The 16842-nt window shown below is 69.9% G+C and carries 20 protein-coding genes; 14 read left to right on the forward strand and 6 right to left on the reverse strand.

The annotated features are described in order from the left end of the window. Positions 1–27 precede the first annotated feature (27 nt). Positions 28–2109: an MMPL family transporter gene (locus tag ACIBH1_RS00175; protein WP_397311336.1), complete on the forward strand. Its 2082-nt coding sequence runs from the start codon at positions 28–30 to the stop codon at positions 2107–2109. Here the strand turns inward: ACIBH1_RS00175 and ACIBH1_RS00180 are convergent. Next, complete coding sequence (locus ACIBH1_RS00180) at positions 2049–2759, reverse strand: winged-helix domain-containing protein (RefSeq protein WP_397311337.1); 711 nt, start codon at positions 2757–2759, stop codon at positions 2049–2051. The genes ACIBH1_RS00175 and ACIBH1_RS00180 overlap by 61 nt on opposite strands. A 146-nt stretch (positions 2760–2905) precedes the next feature. Here ACIBH1_RS00180 and ACIBH1_RS00185 point away from each other — a divergent pair, with 146 nt between their 5' ends. The 11 genes from ACIBH1_RS00185 to ACIBH1_RS00235 all read left to right on the forward strand — a co-directional run bounded on the left by ACIBH1_RS00185 (position 2906) and on the right by ACIBH1_RS00235 (position 11037). Continuing rightward, a complete protein-coding gene (locus ACIBH1_RS00185) occupies positions 2906–3157 on the forward strand; it encodes a MoaD/ThiS family protein (RefSeq protein ID WP_397311338.1) in 252 nt (83 codons plus the stop codon). A 22-nt stretch (positions 3158–3179) separates the two neighbouring features. Next, positions 3180–3866, forward strand: coding sequence for a DUF2993 domain-containing protein (locus ACIBH1_RS00190; RefSeq protein WP_397311339.1), 687 nt, complete (start codon positions 3180–3182; stop codon positions 3864–3866). Between the two features lie 109 nt (positions 3867–3975). Next, positions 3976–4488 (forward strand): sigma-70 family RNA polymerase sigma factor, encoded by a 513-nt coding sequence (locus ACIBH1_RS00195; RefSeq protein WP_397311340.1) that lies wholly within the window; start codon positions 3976–3978, stop codon positions 4486–4488. Beyond that, positions 4488–5279 (forward strand): zf-HC2 domain-containing protein, encoded by a 792-nt coding sequence (locus ACIBH1_RS00200; RefSeq protein ID WP_397312169.1) that lies wholly within the window; start codon positions 4488–4490, stop codon positions 5277–5279. Before ACIBH1_RS00195 ends, ACIBH1_RS00200 begins: the two co-directional genes overlap by 1 nt. A 41-nt stretch (positions 5280–5320) precedes the next feature. Beyond that, positions 5321–5758: a thioredoxin family protein gene (locus ACIBH1_RS00205; RefSeq protein ID WP_397311341.1), complete on the forward strand. Its 438-nt coding sequence runs from the start codon at positions 5321–5323 to the stop codon at positions 5756–5758. Between the two features lie 33 nt (positions 5759–5791). Then, positions 5792–5875 carry a putative leader peptide gene (locus ACIBH1_RS00210; RefSeq protein ID WP_376771785.1) on the forward strand — a complete coding sequence of 28 codons (84 nt, stop codon included), beginning with the start codon at positions 5792–5794 and terminating at the stop codon, positions 5873–5875. A 58-nt stretch (positions 5876–5933) separates the two neighbouring features. Beyond that, positions 5934–6335 (forward strand): DUF4395 domain-containing protein, encoded by a 402-nt coding sequence (locus ACIBH1_RS00215; RefSeq protein ID WP_397311343.1) that lies wholly within the window; start codon positions 5934–5936, stop codon positions 6333–6335. Continuing rightward, complete coding sequence (locus ACIBH1_RS00220; RefSeq protein WP_397311344.1) at positions 6332–7171, forward strand: sulfurtransferase; 840 nt, start codon at positions 6332–6334, stop codon at positions 7169–7171. Before ACIBH1_RS00215 ends, ACIBH1_RS00220 begins: the two co-directional genes overlap by 4 nt. Next, positions 7171–7479: a DUF1416 domain-containing protein gene (locus ACIBH1_RS00225; RefSeq protein ID WP_397311345.1), complete on the forward strand. Its 309-nt coding sequence runs from the start codon at positions 7171–7173 to the stop codon at positions 7477–7479. The genes ACIBH1_RS00220 and ACIBH1_RS00225 overlap by 1 nt, the downstream gene beginning before the upstream one ends. Positions 7480–7631: 152 nt before the next feature. Beyond that, on the forward strand, positions 7632–10031 hold the full coding sequence (locus ACIBH1_RS00230; RefSeq protein ID WP_397311346.1) for a polysaccharide lyase family 8 super-sandwich domain-containing protein: 2400 nt from the start codon (positions 7632–7634) through the stop codon (positions 10029–10031). Positions 10032–10065: 34 nt separating this feature from the next. Beyond that, positions 10066–11037: an aldo/keto reductase gene (locus tag ACIBH1_RS00235; RefSeq protein ID WP_397311347.1), complete on the forward strand. Its 972-nt coding sequence runs from the start codon at positions 10066–10068 to the stop codon at positions 11035–11037. Here ACIBH1_RS00235 and ACIBH1_RS00240 read toward each other — a convergent pair. Then, positions 11020–11574 carry a helix-turn-helix domain-containing protein gene (locus tag ACIBH1_RS00240; protein ID WP_397311348.1) on the reverse strand — a complete coding sequence of 185 codons (555 nt, stop codon included), beginning with the start codon at positions 11572–11574 and terminating at the stop codon, positions 11020–11022. The two genes, ACIBH1_RS00235 and ACIBH1_RS00240, sit on opposite strands and share 18 nt — an antisense overlap. A gap of 43 nt (positions 11575–11617) precedes the next feature. On the opposite strand from ACIBH1_RS00240, the gene ACIBH1_RS00245 reads away from it, so the two are divergent. Further along, positions 11618–12769, forward strand: coding sequence for a benzoate/H(+) symporter BenE family transporter (locus ACIBH1_RS00245; protein ID WP_397311349.1), 1152 nt, complete (start codon positions 11618–11620; stop codon positions 12767–12769). Here ACIBH1_RS00245 and ACIBH1_RS00250 read toward each other — a convergent pair. Next, the gene (locus tag ACIBH1_RS00250; RefSeq protein WP_397311350.1) at positions 12715–13086 is read right to left on the reverse strand and encodes a tetratricopeptide repeat protein; all 372 of its coding nucleotides are present in this window, start codon (positions 13084–13086) and stop codon (positions 12715–12717) included. The genes ACIBH1_RS00245 and ACIBH1_RS00250 overlap by 55 nt on opposite strands. A gap of 82 nt (positions 13087–13168) precedes the next feature. On the opposite strand from ACIBH1_RS00250, the gene ACIBH1_RS00255 reads away from it, so the two are divergent. Continuing rightward, positions 13169–14464, forward strand: a complete 1296-nt coding sequence (locus tag ACIBH1_RS00255; protein WP_397311352.1) for a hypothetical protein — start codon at positions 13169–13171, stop codon at positions 14462–14464. Here ACIBH1_RS00255 and ACIBH1_RS00260 read toward each other — a convergent pair. The 3 genes from ACIBH1_RS00260 to ACIBH1_RS00270 are packed head-to-tail and all read right to left on the reverse strand — an operon-like array spanning position 14454 to position 16842. Further along, positions 14454–15482, reverse strand: a complete 1029-nt coding sequence (locus tag ACIBH1_RS00260) for a hypothetical protein (RefSeq protein ID WP_397311353.1) — start codon at positions 15480–15482, stop codon at positions 14454–14456. The two genes, ACIBH1_RS00255 and ACIBH1_RS00260, sit on opposite strands and share 11 nt — an antisense overlap. Next, complete coding sequence (locus ACIBH1_RS00265) at positions 15479–16138, reverse strand: hypothetical protein (protein WP_397311354.1); 660 nt, start codon at positions 16136–16138, stop codon at positions 15479–15481. The genes ACIBH1_RS00260 and ACIBH1_RS00265 overlap by 4 nt, the downstream gene beginning before the upstream one ends. Then, on the reverse strand, positions 16135–16842 hold the full coding sequence (locus ACIBH1_RS00270; protein ID WP_397311355.1) for a hypothetical protein: 708 nt from the start codon (positions 16840–16842) through the stop codon (positions 16135–16137). The genes ACIBH1_RS00265 and ACIBH1_RS00270 overlap by 4 nt, the downstream gene beginning before the upstream one ends.

Genomic DNA, 16842 nt, shown 5'->3' on the forward strand with positions numbered 1-16842 from the left:
GGACATCTGATGAGAAAGGCATGCAAGGTGCGAAGTTCCCTCCGCTGGCTGATCCCGGCCGTGCTGGTACTGGTGTGGTTCGGGATCGGCGGGGCCTTCGGGCCGTTCGCCGGCAAGCTCGGCGAGGTGTCGACGAACGACCAGGCCGCGTTCCTCCCCGAGAGCGCGGAGTCGACCCGGGTCCTGGAGATGCAGGAACGTTTCCGCGAGGGGGAGACGCAGCCGCTGATCGTCGTGTGGACCGCCGGGGGAGGGCAGAAGGTCACGCAGGCGCAGACGGCCGAGGCCGCCGGCGCGCTCGCCTCGCTGCGCGGGACCCCCGGCGTGTACGGCACGCCGACGCCCGCCTTCCCCTCCGACGACGGACTGGCTCTACGCGGCCTGGTCCAGCTCGATCCGGGCTTCGAGGGCCCGCTCGACGGTATAGGCGCGGCCGTGACCGTCGACGGGCTGCGCGCCCAGCTCGCCGGACCGGCCGCCACCAAGGCCGACCTGTCCGACGCGTTCGCCGGCATCGACGGCCTGCTGCTGGTGGTGGCGCTGGTCACGGTCCTGGTGATCCTGCTGGCGGTCTACCGCAGCGTGCTGCTGCCGTTCGTGATCATCCTGGGCGCGGTCTTCGCGCTCGGGCTGGCGTGCGCGGTGGTTTACTTCCTGGCCGACCACGACATCGTGCGCGTCGACGGGCAGGTGCAGGGCATCCTGTTCATCCTGGTCATCGGGGCGGCCACCGACTACGCGCTGTTGCTGACGGCGCGCTTCCGCGAGGAGCTGGCCGTCTCGGGCGACCGGTTCGCCGCCGGCCGGATCGCGCTGCGGCGCTCGGTGGAGCCGATCGTGGCCAGCGCCGCCACCGTGGCGCTCGGGCTGCTCGCCCTGCTGCTGAGCAACCTGACCAACAACCGCGCGCTGGGCCCGGTGGGGGCCATCGGCATCGCCTGCGCCGCGCTCAGCGCGCTCACCTTCCTGCCCGCTTCACTCATCCTGCTAGGCAAGGCGGCCCTGTGGCCGGCCAAGACGAACCGCGACGCCGGGCGCGGCATCTGGGGCAGGGCGGCCAGGCTCATCGACCGCCACCCCCGGCGGATCTGGATCGCCACCGCCCTCCCGCTCCTGGCCCTGGCCCTGTTCGCCCCGCAGGTGAACCCCAAGGGCGTGCCGCTCGACGAGACGTTCGTCAACGACGCGCCCTCGGTCGCCGCCCAGGCCACGCTGGCTGAGCACTTCCCGGGCGGCTCCGGCCAGCCCGCGGTGATCGTCGCCCCGGCCTGGCAGGCGGAGCAGGTGCGGACCGCGGCGCTCGACGTCGAGGGCGTCTCGGACGCGACCGTGGTCAAGAACGGCGACTCACCCAAGATCGTGGACGGGCGGGTCCTGGTGGAGGCCACCCTGGACGCCGCGCCCGACAGCGACGCGGCCCAGGGCGCCGTCCGCGACCTGCGTGCCGCCCTGCCCGCCGAGGTGCTGGTCGGCGGGTTCAGCGCCCAGAGGTACGACACCACGGTGACGGCCGAGCGCGACACGCTGCTGATCGTGCCCGTCGTGCTGGCGATCATCCTGCTGATCCTGATCGTCCTGCTGCGCTCGCTGGTGGCGCCGGTGCTGCTGGTCGTCACGGTGGCGCTGAACTTCCTGGCCACGCTCGGCGTCTCGGCGCTGGTCTTCACCCACGTGCTCGGCTTCACCGGCAGCGACGCCTCGGTGCCGTTGTACGGCTTCGTCTTCCTGGTCGCGCTGGGCGTCGACTACAACATCTTCCTCATGTCGAGGGTGCGCGAGGAGAGCCTGCGGCACGGGGCACGCCAGGGGGTGCTGCGCGGCCTGGTCACCACGGGCGGCGTGATCACCTCGGCGGGCGTGGTGCTGGCCGCCACGTTCGCGGCGCTGGTGGTGATCCCGCTGGCGTTCCTGGTGCAGATCGCCATCATCGTGGCCTTCGGGGTGCTGCTCGACACGCTGGTCGTGCGCTCGCTCCTGGTGCCCGCGCTGGTGCGCGACCTGGGAGCGAAGGCGTGGTGGCCGAACCACGCCATCGGGGAGGGCGAGCCTCAGGTCAGCGAGAGCGCGTCCTTGTGCTCGGAGTTGCCGCGGTCGGGCACGAAGCGGTAGCCGACGTTGCGCACGGTGCCGATCAGGGCTTCGTACTCGGGGCCCAGCTTGGCGCGCAGCCGCCGCACGTGCACGTCGACGGTCCTGGTGCCGCCGAAGTAGTCGTAGCCCCAGACCTCCTGCAGCAGCTGGGCCCGGGTGAACACCCGGCCCGGGTGCTGGGCCAGGTATTTCAGCAGCTCGAACTCCTTGAAGGTGAGGTCGAGCGCCCTGCCGCGCAGCCGGGCGGTGTAGGTGGCCTCGTCGATCGACAGGTCGCCGCTGCGGATCTCGTCGGGCACATCGTCGGCGGCCGACATCGCCAGCTTGCCGCCGGCCATCCGCAGCCGAGCCTCGACCTCGGCCGGTCCGGCGCTGTCGAGCAGCACGTCGTCGACGCCCCACTCGGCGCTCATGGCGGCCAGGCCGCCCTCGGTGACGATCACCAGGAGCGGGCAGTCGATGCCGGTGGTCCTGATCAGCCGGCACAGGCTCTTGGCCTGCACGAGCTCGCGCCGGGCGTCGACGATCACGGCGTCGGCGGGCGGCGCGTCGATCAGGGCGGAGGCCTCGGCCGGGGCGACGCGGACGGAGTGCAGGAGCAATCCCAGCGCCGGCAGCACCTCGGACGACGGTTCGAGGGCGTTCGTCAGCAGCAACAGGTTGCTCATCAGGCCTCCTTTAAACGCAGAAGGACCCGGGGGCTACGTCGCCCAGGTCCTCATAGGTGAGGATAGCCCAGGAGGTTAACGCTCTCCCAACTCCGTTCACGTTATGAGAACCGCACATCCGACCTGCGGCGATTGTGAGGAAAACCATGGCCACCGGCGTCATCCGCTATTGGGCCGCTGCCAAGGAGGCCGCGGGCGTCCCCGAGGAATCTTTCGACGCGGTAACGCTCGCGGAGCTTATGACACAAATCACACAAGATCGCGAGAGCCTTGGACAGATCGTCAAACGCTCGTCGTTCCTCGTCGACGGGCACCCGGTCGGCAAACGTGCGCATGAAGAGGTCTTCCTGGGGGACGGGGTGACCGTCGAAGTCCTCCCGCCTTTCGCGGGAGGTTGATTTTCTGGGAGGCTCGGTCACTGTGCGGAAGCTCCTCTTCTTCCTGATTGTCCTGGCCGGCCTCCTCGTGATCGTGGACCGGGTGGCGGTCGCCGGCGTCGAACGCGACCTGGCCAACCGCATCGCCGCGGCCAACAACCTCAAGCAGTCGCCGAGCGTGTCCATCGAGGGCATCCCCTTCCTGACCCAGGCCGTCTCCGGCAAGTACGAGGAGGTCCGCTTCGACCTCGGCACCCTCACCTACGCCGGGGTGCCGATCAAGGACCTGCGCGGCGCCGCCTACAACGTCACCGCGCCCCTCATGGACGTCATCCAGAACCGGGCGAACATCGTCGCCGGCACGATCGCGATCACCGGCACGATCACCAACCAGACGATCGACAGGTTCGCCCCCCAGGGCATCAAGGTCGCCGCCGACGGCGACCGGCTCACCGCCTCGGGCGAGCTGCCGATCGGGGCCCAGCGCTTCAAGTTCAACGCCCAGATGCGCCTGGAGCTGGTCGAGGGCGGCACCGGCATCCGCGTCATCGCCGAGAAGCTCGACGTCGAGAACCTTCCGAAGGTGCCCGACGCGCTGGCCTCGATGGTCACCTACACCATCTCCTTCAAGGGCAAACTGCCCTTCGACGTCAAGGTGACCAAGCTCAAGCCCGTTCCCGGCGGGCTGGAGCTGTCGGCGGAAGCGAGTAACGTGCCGCTCCGTGGATGACGTTGAACCGGATGGCTCCGCCGTACGTCATGGGAGACGTGAGGGAGCGCAGCGACCGGGTCACGATGACCAGCGGCCACCGGCTGACGGCTGCTCCGAAGGAGCGGCCGTGAGTCCGGCGTCCACTGCCGACGAGGATCTCGTCCGGACACTCTTCGAGGAACACGCTGGGCCGCTCTACGGTTACGTGTTGCGACTGACCGGTGATACCGGGCGAGCGGAGGATGTCGTGCAGGAGACGCTGCTGCGGGCCTGGCGGCATCCAGACGCGCTCTCCGGCCGCCCCATCCGCGCGTGGCTGTTCACCGTCGCCCGCAACCTCGTCGTCGACCAGCACCGGGCCAGGAAGGCCCGCCCGCCGGAGACCACCGACGAGGCGCTCGCCGTGGTTCCGGCCGACGACGAGCTGGAGCGCGCGGTGGAGTCGTGGGCGGTGGCCGAGGCGCTGGCCGCGCTGCGGCCCGAACACCGAGAGGTGCTCACAGAGGTCTACTACCGGGGGAGATCGGTGAAGGAGGCGTCGGCGACGCTTGGCATACCACCGGGCACGGTCAAATCACGCACCTACTACGCGCTGCGCGCGCTGAAGCTCGCGCTCGAGGAGCGGGGGCTGGCGCCGTGATGACGTGTGAGGAGGTACGGCTCTCGCTCGGAGCCCACGCCCTGGGCGCCCTGGAGCCGGACGAAGCCGTCGAGGTCGACAACCACCTCGCCGAGTGCGACGCCTGCCTGGAGGAGTTCACCGGGCTGGCGATACTCCCGCCGATGCTGGCCAAGGTGTCGGAGAAGGACATAGCCCTCGTCGCCGAGCCGCCCAGGCAGGTGCTGGAGCGGCTGCTGACCACGACGGCGCGCAGGAAGCAGCGCGGACGCCTGCTGCTGGGCCTGGCCGCCTCGGTCGCCGTGCTCGCGGTCGGCGGCACGGTCTGGGGCTCGCTCGCCACCGGTGGCGGTGGCGGCACCAGCGCCGCGCGCGAGCAGGCCGCTCCCGCCGCCGCGACCGCGGCGCCCAGCACGCTGGGGTACGGCGCGGCCGAGTCGAACGAGGATTCCGCGAAGGCCACGGAGCGCTCCGCCAAGGAGGCCGCCTCACCCGAGGTCGGCGTCATGATGGCGCCGATGCGCTTCGAGGGCTCCTCCGGCGACGTGCGCGCCGAGGCGACCGCGGTCGAGGAGGACGGCGGCACCAAGCTCACCGTCACCGTCAGCGGCGTGCCCCGCTCGACCAGTTGCCAGCTCATCGTCGTCGACCACGAAGGCCACGAGGACTTCACCGCCGTCTGGGTCCTCGATCCCGAATATCCCGCCAAGGCCAGCTTCGACCGCGTGACCTCCACGCCGCTCGGCCAGATCGCCACGCTCAAGCTCGTCGACGCCGACCGCAAGGTGCTGGCCGAGCTGAAGCCGGCCTGACCACGCGGAAGAACTCGCGGCCCCGCGCGGTTGCACCCAAGGTGACAGGTGTGTGGGTGGCTGTGGCCACGGTGACCCTGGGAGTGGTCGTCGGGCTGGGACGGCTGCTCCTCGACGGCAGGCTGCGGGTGAAGGGCGGATCGATGGTGACGGCCGACGCGCTCGGAGCGCCGCTGGGGGAGCGCGCCACGCTGGTGCAGTTCTCCACCGCCTTCTGCCAGCCGTGCCGGGCCACGCGCCGCATCCTCGACGAGGTCGCCGCGATGGTGCCGGGCGTCGCCCACGTCGAGATCGACGCGGAGTCGCGGCTCGATCTCGTCAAGGAGCTCGACGTCATGCGCACGCCCACGGTGCTCGTGCTCGACAGTCGCGGCGCCATCGTCAAAAGGGCCTCTGGCCAGCCACGCAAGGCCGACGTGATCGCCGCGCTCGGGATGGCCGTGTCTCACGAACCGTCTCACAACGCGGACGAGATGTGACAGATGCCGAGACGCTCAGGTAGTGTCTCAGGTATGTACCCCACGACAGAGCTGCTGACGAAGCGGCGCGCGGTTGATTTCTGCCGCGTAGCCACCGCGCTCTGTCGCGCTGCCTGAGGACGGTCCCGCGCGGATTGCCGATCCGCCCCATCCGACCCCTTCAGGAGCATCTTCGATGCGTGCCGATCCTAGAGCGCTGCGCTTCGGCGCGGCCGTCACCACCGTAGTCCTCGCTCTCGTCCTGATTCTCGGGAGCGTCTGGTTGCTCGCCCTGCAGACCCTGGCCTTCGCCCTGGGCGCGTTCTGGCGGCAGCCGTACGGTCTGCTCTTCAAGGCGCTCGTCACGAGCTCTCCCAAGGAAACCGAAGATCCTCGCCCGCCCAGGTTCGCCCAAGCGGTCGGGCTGGTCTTCGCGGTCGTCGGGCTGGTCGGATTCCTCGCCGGGATCACCCCGCTCGCCTTCACGGCGACGGCGGCGGCGCTTCTGGCCGCCTTCCTCAACGCAGCCTTCGGGTTCTGCCTCGGCTGCGAGATGTACTTGATGATTCGCCGACTAAACCCTGGGAGAGTCTCATGAGCCGTTCCGCCAGCCTGGTGGACGCCGACTGGGTCGAGGCCAACCTCGACACCCCTGGTGTCGTCCTCGTCGAGGTCGACGAAGACACCAGCGCTTACGCCAAGGGCCACATCCCTGGCGCCGTCCGCATCGACTGGAAGACGGACCTGCAGGACCCCGTCCGCCGCGACTTCGTCGACAAGGCCGGATTCGAGGCCCTGCTGTCCGAGCGCGGCATCTCCAACGACGACCAGGTGGTCCTGTACGGCGGCAACAACAACTGGTTCGCCGCCTACGCCTACTGGTACTTCAAGCTCTACGGCCACACCAACGTCAAGCTCCTCGACGGCGGCCGCAAGAAGTGGGAGCTCGACTCCCGCGAGCTGACCACCGACGTCAAGCCCCGCGAGGCCACCACGTACGCGGCCCAGGAGCAGGACACCGCGATCCGCGCCTTCCGCGACGACGTCGTCACCGCGATCGGCAAGCTCAACCTGGTCGACGTGCGCTCGCCCGACGAGTTCACCGGCAAGCTCCTGGCCCCGGCCCACCTCCCGCAGGAGCAGGCCCAGCGCGCCGGCCATGTGCCGACCGCCCGCAACATCCCCTGGTCCAAGGCTGCCAACGACGACGGCACCTTCAAGTCCGACGACGAACTGACCACCCTCTACTCCGAGGCCGGTGTCGACTTCGGCAAGGACACCATCGCCTACTGCCGCATCGGTGAGCGCTCCGCTCACACCTGGTTCGTCCTGCACGAGATCCTCGACCAGGCGAACGTGAAGAACTACGACGGTTCTTGGACCGAGTACGGCTCGCTCGTGGGCGTGCCGATCGAGTTGGGAGAGGCCCGCTGATGTCCGTAGTCGCCCCGGGGTGCGCAGCGCCCGAGCAGACCATCGAACTGCCCGCAGGGATCGACCTGACCACGCAGTCCGTCATCCAGGGCATCGTCACCGGCACCGGTGGCACCGCCTACGCCCGCCTGCTCGACCACTCCGGTGAGTTCACCGGCGAGGTCGTCGTCTCCGACGAGGGCGTGTTCCGCTTCTTCGCCGCTCCCGGCGACTGGACCGTCCGCATCATCGCGGGCGGCGGCGTGACCCGCGACATCGCGGTGCAGGCCAAGCAGGGCGAGATCGCCCAGTTGTCCGTCGCCGTGTGACGATCGCAGCAAGGAAAGGGGGTGGACCCCACGGGGTCCACCCCTTTTCGTGTTCGCGTGATGAAGAGTTTCGTCATCGCAGCCCTTCAATCTGAAGGAAACAGCCAGATAGGGTGAACGCGGCATGTCCCCCAACGGCCTGGAGCTCGCCGATGCCGCAGTTCTCCCGTCGCCAGGTGCTCGCCCTCCTCCCCGCCACGATCCTCCTCAGCGCCGCCCCGGCCAGGGCGGCCGGCTTCGACCACGCCCGCCTCCTGGCCAACACCGTGGAGATGCTCGCGGGAACCCCCGAGATCAACGCCAGACCCGAACTCGCCGCCAAGCTCGCCGCGATGCTGAACACCGCCCGCCAGCGCGTGACCCTGCTCGACAGGGCCGGTGAGGGCGAGCTGTTCCAGGGACTCAAGCTCGGCGCCGACGACGTCAACCTGCGCCTGTCCTTCCAGTACCTGTACGAGATGGCCCTGGGCGCCCGCAACGGCCTGGCGCTGGGACAGCGGGTCGTCGACGGGCTGCGGCGGCTGCACGAGGGCTACTACGGCGACCAGAGCAAGGGCTACTACGGCAACTGGCACAACTGGGAGATCGCCATCTCCACGCATGTCAGCAGGACCTTCGCCCTGTTGGGCGACGCGGTGCCGCCCGAGCTGAAGAGCGCCTACCTCACCTCGATGGACGCCTACTTACGCAACGGCAGGAACGGCGACGTCGACCTCGACTCCCGCTTCCACACCGGGGCCAACCTCGCCGACATCACCGCCAACCGCATCCTGCAGGGAGCCCTCGCCGGCGACGACGCCAGGATCGCCAAGGCCATCGCCGACCAGGCGACCGTCTTCGCCACGATCGACCCGTACAACCTGCGCCACGGCGTCACCGACGGCTACTACGCCGACGGCTCCTTCATCCAGCACCACTCGGTGGCCTACACCGGTTCCTACGGCCGCATCCTGCTGACCCGCGTGGTCCAGACGATCAAGATGCTGGCGGGCGTCACGGAGATCGACACCGACCTGGTGTACCGCTGGATCGCCGACGGCTTCGCCCCGCTGATCTTCGAGGGCTGGATGATGGAGATCGTCAAGGGCCGGGCCGCCTCGCGCACCACCACCGGCTACACCGACGTCACCGTCATCGCCGAGGCGGCGGCCGACCTGGCCGAGCACCGGCCGGAGCTGAAGAGCTACGTCAAGCACCTGCCCGCCGTCGACCCCACGGCCTTCGTCTCCCCGGGCAGCATCGCGCGCTACGCGGCCATCATGGCCGACGCCGCCATCCCCGCCCGCGACCTCAACCCCGCGGCCCGCACGGTGGCCTTCAACGCCATGGACCGCACCGTTCACCGCCGGCCCGGCTACGCCTTCGCCCTGGCGCGCAACTCTGAGCGCATCAGTAAGTACGAGTACATGAGCGGCGAGAACCTCATGCCCTGGTTCCAGGGCGAGGGCGCCTACTACCTCTACCTCGCCGGAGAGGACCAGCGCGAGGTCTTCGGCGTCGACTACTACACCACCGTCTCGCCGTACCGGCTGGCCGGCGTCACCGCGCCGGTTGAGGAGCGGCGCACGGTGCCCGAGCTGTACGGCAGGCTCTGGTACGAGAACCCCGGGCACCCGCTGAACTTCACCTCGTCGTCGGAGTCCCAGAACGCCTACGTCTACTTCCCGCGCGGTGGCCACGCCTTCTCAGGCGGCGCCACGCTCGACGCGTACGGCGTGGCCGGCATGGTCCAGTCCGACGACGCGGCCTACCTGGCCAGGGGTATCCTGCCGGACGACTTCGTCACCTATCGGAACGCCGCCGCCACCAAGTCGTGGTTCATGCTCGACGACGAGATCGTGGTGCTGGCGGCCGGGGTCGACGGCCAGGACGGGCGCCAGGCGGTGACCACGATCGACAGCAGGATCGCCGCGCCCTCCGACCCGGTCACGCTCACGAGGGGGTCATGGGACGGCGACGACAGCGAGCCGAGGTGGCTGCGCTATGCCAACGGCGCCCGCCGTACGGCTGTCGGCTACGTCTTCCTGGCGCGAAGCACCGTGACGGCCGGGGTGGAGACGGTCACCCGCAGCCGCCGGGTCGTGCGGACGGGCAATCCCGACACCAGCGTGACCAAGGCCGTCTTCACCGTCTCCAGCGGCGCCGAGTCGCTTGCCTACGCCCTGGTGCCGAACGCCTCCGAGGGCGCGCTCAGGGCTTACGCGGGCGGGCCGCTGACCGTGCTGGCCAACAACCGCCACATCCAGGCGATCAAGCACGCGGGCCTGGGCATCGTCGCCGCCAACGTCTTCACCCACGGTCCCCGGCACGCCGAGCGCCTCCTCATCGACGGGCCCGCGTCGGTGCTCATGAAGACGGGGGAGCGCACCCGCATCGCCCTGTCGGACCCCACGATGAAGCAGGACAAGGTCTCGGTGGTCCTGCTCGGCAGGGCGCGGCGGCTGGTCGAGGCGGACGACGGCGTGAGCGTGCGCAGGGTGCCGGGAGGCACGTTGATCCAGGTGAACACCCATCACGCGCACGGCAGGAGTTTCGCCGCGACCCTCGCTTGACCTGGAGCGCACTCCAGCAACCAGACTTCCCGTCATGAGATATCGCAAGGTTGGCAACAAGGACGTCAGTGTGATCGCGCTGGGCGCGATGCTCATGGGCAGCGTGACCGACGAGAGCACCTCGTTCGCGATCCTGGACCGCTTCGTCGAGGCGGGCGGCACCTTCATCGACACCTCGAACAACTACGCGTTCTGGGTGGACGGCGGCACGGGTGGCCAGAGCGAGGAGCTGCTCGGCCGCTGGCGGCGCAGCCGGGGCGTGGGCGACGAGATCGTGATCTCCACGAAGGTGGGGGCGCGGCCGACGGCGCCGGGGCTGAGCTACGTGGACGACGCGGAGGGCCTGTCCGCCAAGGTCATCAGGGAGCAGGCCGAGATCAGCCGCGAGCGGCTCGGCGTGGAGCGGATCGACCTGTACTACTCCCACATCGAGGACCGGTCGGTCGAGCTCGAGGAGACCGTGCGGGCCTTCGGCGAGCTGGTCCAGGACGGCGTGGTCGGCATGCTGGGCGTGAGCAACCACCCGATCTGGCGGGTCGAGCGCGCCCGCCAGATCGCCCAGGGCCTGGGCCTGGCCGGTTACGAGGTGCTGCAGTACCAGCACAGCTACCTGCGTCCCCGGTTCGACGTGCCCGAGTCGATCTTCCGTGACGGCAGCCTCGGTCACGCGGGCGCCGAGCTGCTGAGCTACCTGCGGCTGGACCCCGCGATGACGCTGGTGGCCTACTCGCCGCTCATGGGCGGCGTCTACACGCGCGCCGACAAGAAGATCCCCTACGACTACGAGCACCCGGGCACGCCCAAGCGCCTGGCCGTGCTCAAGGAGATCGCCGAGGAGACCGGCGCCACCGCCAACCAGGTCGTCCTGTCATGGCAGCTCGGGCATGAGCTGGCGATCGTCCCCCTGGTCGGCGCCTCGTCGGTGGCGCAGCTGGACGAGACGCTCGGCGCGCTCGACCTGGAGCTGACCGAGGACCAGCGGGCCCGGCTAGACGCCGTCAACTAGCGGGTAGCGCATCAGCAGGGTGGCGTGGACCTCCTCCTCGCCCATGGTCGTGTAGATGTGCTCGGAGTCGGCCGTCCACTTGATGAACTCGCCGGGCCCGGCCGTCAGGGGGCGCTGGGCCGGCCCCGCGCAGAGCGTGCCGCTGAAGACGGTGATGTGCTCGGTGACGCCGGCGTGGTGACCGGGTGAGCGCTGGGTGATGCCGGGCCGCACCCGCAGCCGGTAGAGCTCGAAGGTGACCGGGCCCTCGTCGAAGACCTGCAGCAGGGTGGCCTCGGCGGCCTCGCCGTACACCTGGAGGGGGTCGGCGGGCGGGTCGAGCACGGCGGCGAGGGGGACTCCGAGCTGGGCGGTGATCGCCCAGAGCGTCTCCAGGGTGGGGTTGCGGCTGCCGTTCTCGACGCCGGACAGGGTCGCCTTGCCGACGCCGGCCCGCCGCGCCAGCTCCGACAGCGAGATGCCGCGGGCTTCGCGCATGCGGCGCAACCGGGCGCCGACCTCGTGCGGGTCGGTGTTCAGAGCCGGTCGTGGGTCCATGCGGCCATTGTGGCGGATGGACGATGCCGCTACCGTTCCGTTTATGGAACGCCTCCGCCCGATCATCGCCGGCCTGGTGACCGCCCTCGTCGGCTTCGCCAGCTCCTTCACCGTGGTCCTGGCGGGCCTGCGCGCGGCGGGGGCCGACGAGCGCCAGGCCGCCTCCGGCCTGCTCGCCCTGTGCGTCGCGGTCGGCGTGACCGCGATCTTCCTGGGCGTACGGCAACGCATGCCGATCAGCGTGGCCTGGTCGACTCCCGGCGCCGCCCTGCTCCTGACCACGCCCCACGCAGACTTCGGCACGGCCGTCGGCGCCTTCGTGGTCTGCGGCGGGCTGATCATGGTGGCCGGGCTCTTCCCGCCCCTGGCCAGAGCCATCGAGGCCATCCCGCAGCCCATCGCCAGCGCGATGCTCGCGGGCGTGCTGCTCAAGCTCTGCCTGGCCCCCGTCGTGGCGATGACGCAGATCCCGCTCATGGCCGCCCCGGTCATCCTGATCTGGGTGCTGCTCTACCGCTTCGCCCGCCTGTGGGCGGTGCCGGGCGCCCTGGTCGCCGCGATCGTGGCCATCGCCCTGTCGAGCCCCGGGCTCGGCGGGATCGACCTGGCGCCTCCGGTGGAATTCACCGCCCCGGTGTGGGACCTCAGCGCCATCGCGGGCATCGCCCTGCCGCTCTTCCTGGTCACCATGGCCTCCCAGAACGTGCCGGGCATGGCCGTGCTGGCCGGGTACGGCTACCGCCCGCGCCTGCGCGAGGTGCTGCTGACCACGGGCGCGGCGAGCAGCGCCGGAGCGCTCTTCGGCGGCCACGCGGTCAACCTGGCCGCCATCACCGCCGCGCTGGCGGCCAGTCCCGAGGCCGCCGAGGCGCCCGAGCGTCGCTGGGTCGCCTCGGTGACCGCCGGGGCCGTGATGATCGTGCTCGGCCTTTCCTCGGGCCTGGCGGTGGCACTGGTGGTGCTCGCCCCGCCGGTGCTCATCGAGGCGGTCGCCGGCCTGGCGCTGCTGGGCGCGATGAGCAACGCCCTGCTCCAGGTGCGGGAGGTCGCGGCGGCGATCACCTTCGTGGTCACCTTCTCCGGGGTGTCCTACCTCGGCGTCGGCTCAGCCTTCTGGGGACTGGTCGCGGGCGGGCTGGTTCACCTGCTGATGAGGCCCAGCTTGCGTTCGACGCGGGCGACCGAGTCGACGTAGTCGGGCTCGGGCGACATCGCCGCGGCCATGCGCAGGTGCGTCCGCGCCTCGCCGAGGCGGCCCGAGCGCTCGAGCGTACGGCCCAGCAGGAACCGGGCGTAGTGGTCGGCCGGATCGGTCTCGATCAGCGCGCCCAGCGCCTCGCGGGCGCGGCCGAGCTGGGCCGAGTGGTAGTAGGCGCGGGCGGTGAGCATCCGCACGCCGTAGTGGTCGCCGTACTCCTCAAGGAGCGGCTCCAGGATTCGCAGCGCGCCGAGGGCATCCCGCTGGGCCAGCAGGCGCTCGGCGAAACGGTAACGGTCGAGGTCGTCGCGCATGTTAGTTGAAACATCAACAACTAAATGCGCATTCCCGATGGTACGGCTGCGACATATGGGGCCTCCCGCTACGATTCACGAGATGTCCGGATCGTCAGGAGTGGCGGCACCCCCAGAAAGCCAGCGGATGCCGTCGCCGTACTCGTTGCCCCTGCACGCACTCCGTCTTGCGGGCCAGTGCGCGCTTCCGTTGATCCTGTGGTTCTCCGCGGGCGAGCTGATCAGGTGGGCCCTGTTCTACCTGGCCACCGAGATCTCCCACGGCGACTTCCGGCAGGCCAGGCTGGTGGCCACCGTGGTGCTGCTCACGCTGATCGTGATGCTCTCCATGGTGATCACCGCGGGCACCTTCCACGCCCTTCGCGGCGCGATGTGGGAGATGAAGGCCAGGGGCGAAAACGAGAAGTTCTGGTCGGTGCTCAACCGGGTGGCGCCGACCTACGCGGTGATCTACCTGGCCTGGAGCCTCCACGTCACCGACGTGGTCGCCTTCGACAGCATGGACCGCCTGCACAACATCGACGACAACTTCTACAACCAGATCCTGACCAACGTCGCCAACGGCAACGAAGCCGAACAGGCGACCATGGGCCGGGGTCTCATGGACCTCGACTGGCGCGTCTCGCTCATCGCCTCGGTCGTCACCTTCGGCCTGCGCCTGCTGTTCGGCAAGATGGTGGAGAAGGGCGGCAACAAGTACGCCGGCGTCGCGGCGGCCTTCGCCGAGTTCGCCTTCATGTTCTGCGGCCTGAACGCCGTGCTGACGCTGGCCAAGCTGCGCGGCGGCTGGACCGACCACCGCGTGGTCGTGAGCAACGCCAAGGGCGCCATGGAGCAGGCCAAGGAGACCGTCCCCGGCTGGGACGCCCTGACCTCGTTCATCGCCGACATCTGGCCCTACGTCATCGACGCGCTGTTCCTACCGTTCGCCTGGCTGGCGCTGGCGATCCTGACCTTCGGCGGCTCGGTCGACGACGCCAGGCGCGCCTTCCGCGGCAGCCGCATCGACACCGGTCTGGAGCGCCTCGAAGGCAGCCACCAGCTGACCCAGAAGTCCGCCAACCGGGTGATCGGCGGCTTCCAGGACCGCTGGGTGCCGGTGCTCAACGCGCTCCGCGTGACCAGCCGCGGAGGGCTCGCGCTGTTCGGCATGGTCTGCGTGCTCTACGTCGGCCTGCGGGTGGGCGCCGACTACGCCGAGCGCGGCGTGATGACCCTGATGGGCTCGGAGACGCCCTACCTGTGGCTGGTGAAGTGGTACCCGGTCAGCTTCGTCAAGGGCCTGCTGCTGGCCAGCCTGAGCGCCTGTGTCCTGGCCGCCGCCTACGACATCGCGGCGACCAGGGCACGACTGCGCGGCGAAGAGGTCACTGGCTGAACACCAGCACGTCCTTGTGCTTGGCCTTCTCCACTTCCTCGGCGGACGTCGCCGGACGGAACAGCTCCTTGACGTCCGTGTCCGACTTGTAGGTCGTGTTGGGCCGCACGTGCAGCTGGACGTTCTTGGCCAGCTGCGGCGGCACGACGCCCATGAACTCGATCGTGTATGGCGCGCCGACCTCGTGCGCGTCGGTCGGGCTGTTGTCCTTGGTCATCTGGATCACCCACTCGCGGCCCTCGGCGTCCTTGAAGGCCAGCTCGGGCACGGCGGTCAGCACCGTGCCGTCCTTGTCGAGAGCGGTGCGGGTGACCACGGCCTTCATCCACAGCCGGGTCGGATCGGGCGTGCGGTTCGACGGCGCCTCGGCCGTGCCGAAGGTCGCCGACCACTTGACGTGCTCGAAGTCCATGCTGGCGCCCGCCTTGAGCGAGTGCACGATGTCGCTGGGCTGGCCGCTCTTGTAGAACAGGTAGCGGTCCCCCGTCGGCAGGCCCACGGCCAGCACGAGCGCCGCCACGGCGCCGACGCCCAGCAGCACCGGGCGCGAGCGCCTGGGCGGGGTGGGCTCGGCGGGCTCGGCCGGCGCGGTGGGCGGCTGACCGGGGGGCTGGGGCGGCTGACCAGGTTGGCCGGGCTGACCATGCTGTGCAGGCTGACCGGGCTGGCCAGGCTGACCGGCGTGCGGCGGCTGGAAGAGCGGGCCTGCGCTGGGAAGCGCGGGCAGGGGCTGCGTGCTGCTCCCCACGGGCTCGTAGCCGGACGGCGGCCACACCTGGTGGTCGGGACGCACCGACGGCCGCTGAGGGTACTGCGGAAGCCTCTGCGGCGGCTGCGGGGGCTGCTGCGGATACTGCGGACGCTGCTGCGGCCGCTGGGGAGGCCGCTGCTGCTGCGGTGGCTGTTGTTGCGGTCGCTGGGGCTGCTGCTGGGGAGGCGGCTGCGGCTGCGGCTGTTGCGGCTGCTGGGGCTGCGGCTCTCCGGTCGGGGTGAACCAGTTCTGCCCGGGATCGTTCACTTGGCTTCCAGGGAGTAGAGGTCCTTCGGCGCCGAACCGAGCTGCTTGGCCAGGGCCTCGTCGATGCCCAGGTCGATCTCGACCTCGGGGATCAGCGGTTCGGCGTACAGGGCGCTGGTCGGGGCCTGGACGATGATGCTCGAGCCCTGCAGCGCCGAGGCCGGCACCTCGAAGACCCAGCTGCCGCCCGAGCGCATGCCCGGCTGCACGTACTTGTTGCTGAGGGTCAGGATGTTGCCGACCTTGTCGGTGGCCTTGAAGCGCAGCCCGTCGGGCGTCAGCAGGTAGGGCTCCTGGAACCTCAGCGGCTCTCTCTTGGAGGTGGCCGACAGGTTGACCACCAGGAAGAGCAGGTCGGTGCGGACGAGCTCGTCCCTGGTCAGCCTGATCGTCCGCGCCGAGTCGACGCCCTCGACCTTGACCGAGAAGCGGCCCGCGTCGACCTCCTCGCCCTTGTCGCCCACGTAGGTGAGGGGCAGGTCCATGTCGTCGGGGCTAACGGCCATCGACTGGATCCAGATCGCCCCCGAGGCCAGGACCAGCCCGGCCAGGGCGTTGAGGATCACCGGGCCCTTCCTGCTCCTGCGCGAGCGCGCGGACCGGCGACCGCCCGGCGCCGCCGCCTCCTGCTGCTGTTGCTGGGCGGTGGCTGTCATGAGGCCTCCTGCGGTTTCACCGTGAGAGTCACCTTGGCGATCGCCTTGATCATGTTGTAGGCCCGCGGGCGATCGTCGCCGGTCATGGGCGCCGTGAGGCCCTCCATGGTGAGCGGGTCGGGCTTGGTGACCTTCTCGCCCGCCGCCTCCCATCGCGTGGTGCCGTCGTACTCGTCTTCCGTCTCCTCGAAGCCCGCCACGCTGATCACGACCTGCTCCGGCGCCTTGGCCTTGAGGTCGAGCTCGTAGCGGAGCAGCACCTGGGTGGGCACGCCCGGGTGCAGGAGCGTCGAGCGCTGCTCGCTTGCCACCTCCAGGGTGGGCGAGGTGGTCAGCACGGGCTCCTTGACGATGAGGGATTCGCCGTAGCCGCTGCCCGACTTGTCCGACCCGGCCCAGGGCATGCCGGTCCAGGTGGTCGCGGTGCCCTTGTTGGTGACCTTGAGCATGATGTCCAGGTACCTGTGGTCCTTGGCGAACTCGTTGGGCGCCTTCTGGAAGGTGACCTTCGCGCCGAGGAACTCGGTCTCGTAGAGCGTCTGGTCGATCTTGCCGCCCTCGGCCAGGATCTTCGGCTCCTCCTTGGGCGCCTCGTCGAAACCGTCCATCAGGGCGGTGATCCCCAGGGCCGTCGCCATCACCAGCGCGATCGCGGGTACGACGACCGGGCGTTTGGGCTTGCTGCCGGAGGAGGGTTCCGTCAT

The sequence above is a fragment of the Nonomuraea sp. NPDC050663 genome, assembly GCF_044456985.1.
Classification (GTDB): domain Bacteria; phylum Actinomycetota; class Actinomycetes; order Streptosporangiales; family Streptosporangiaceae; genus Nonomuraea.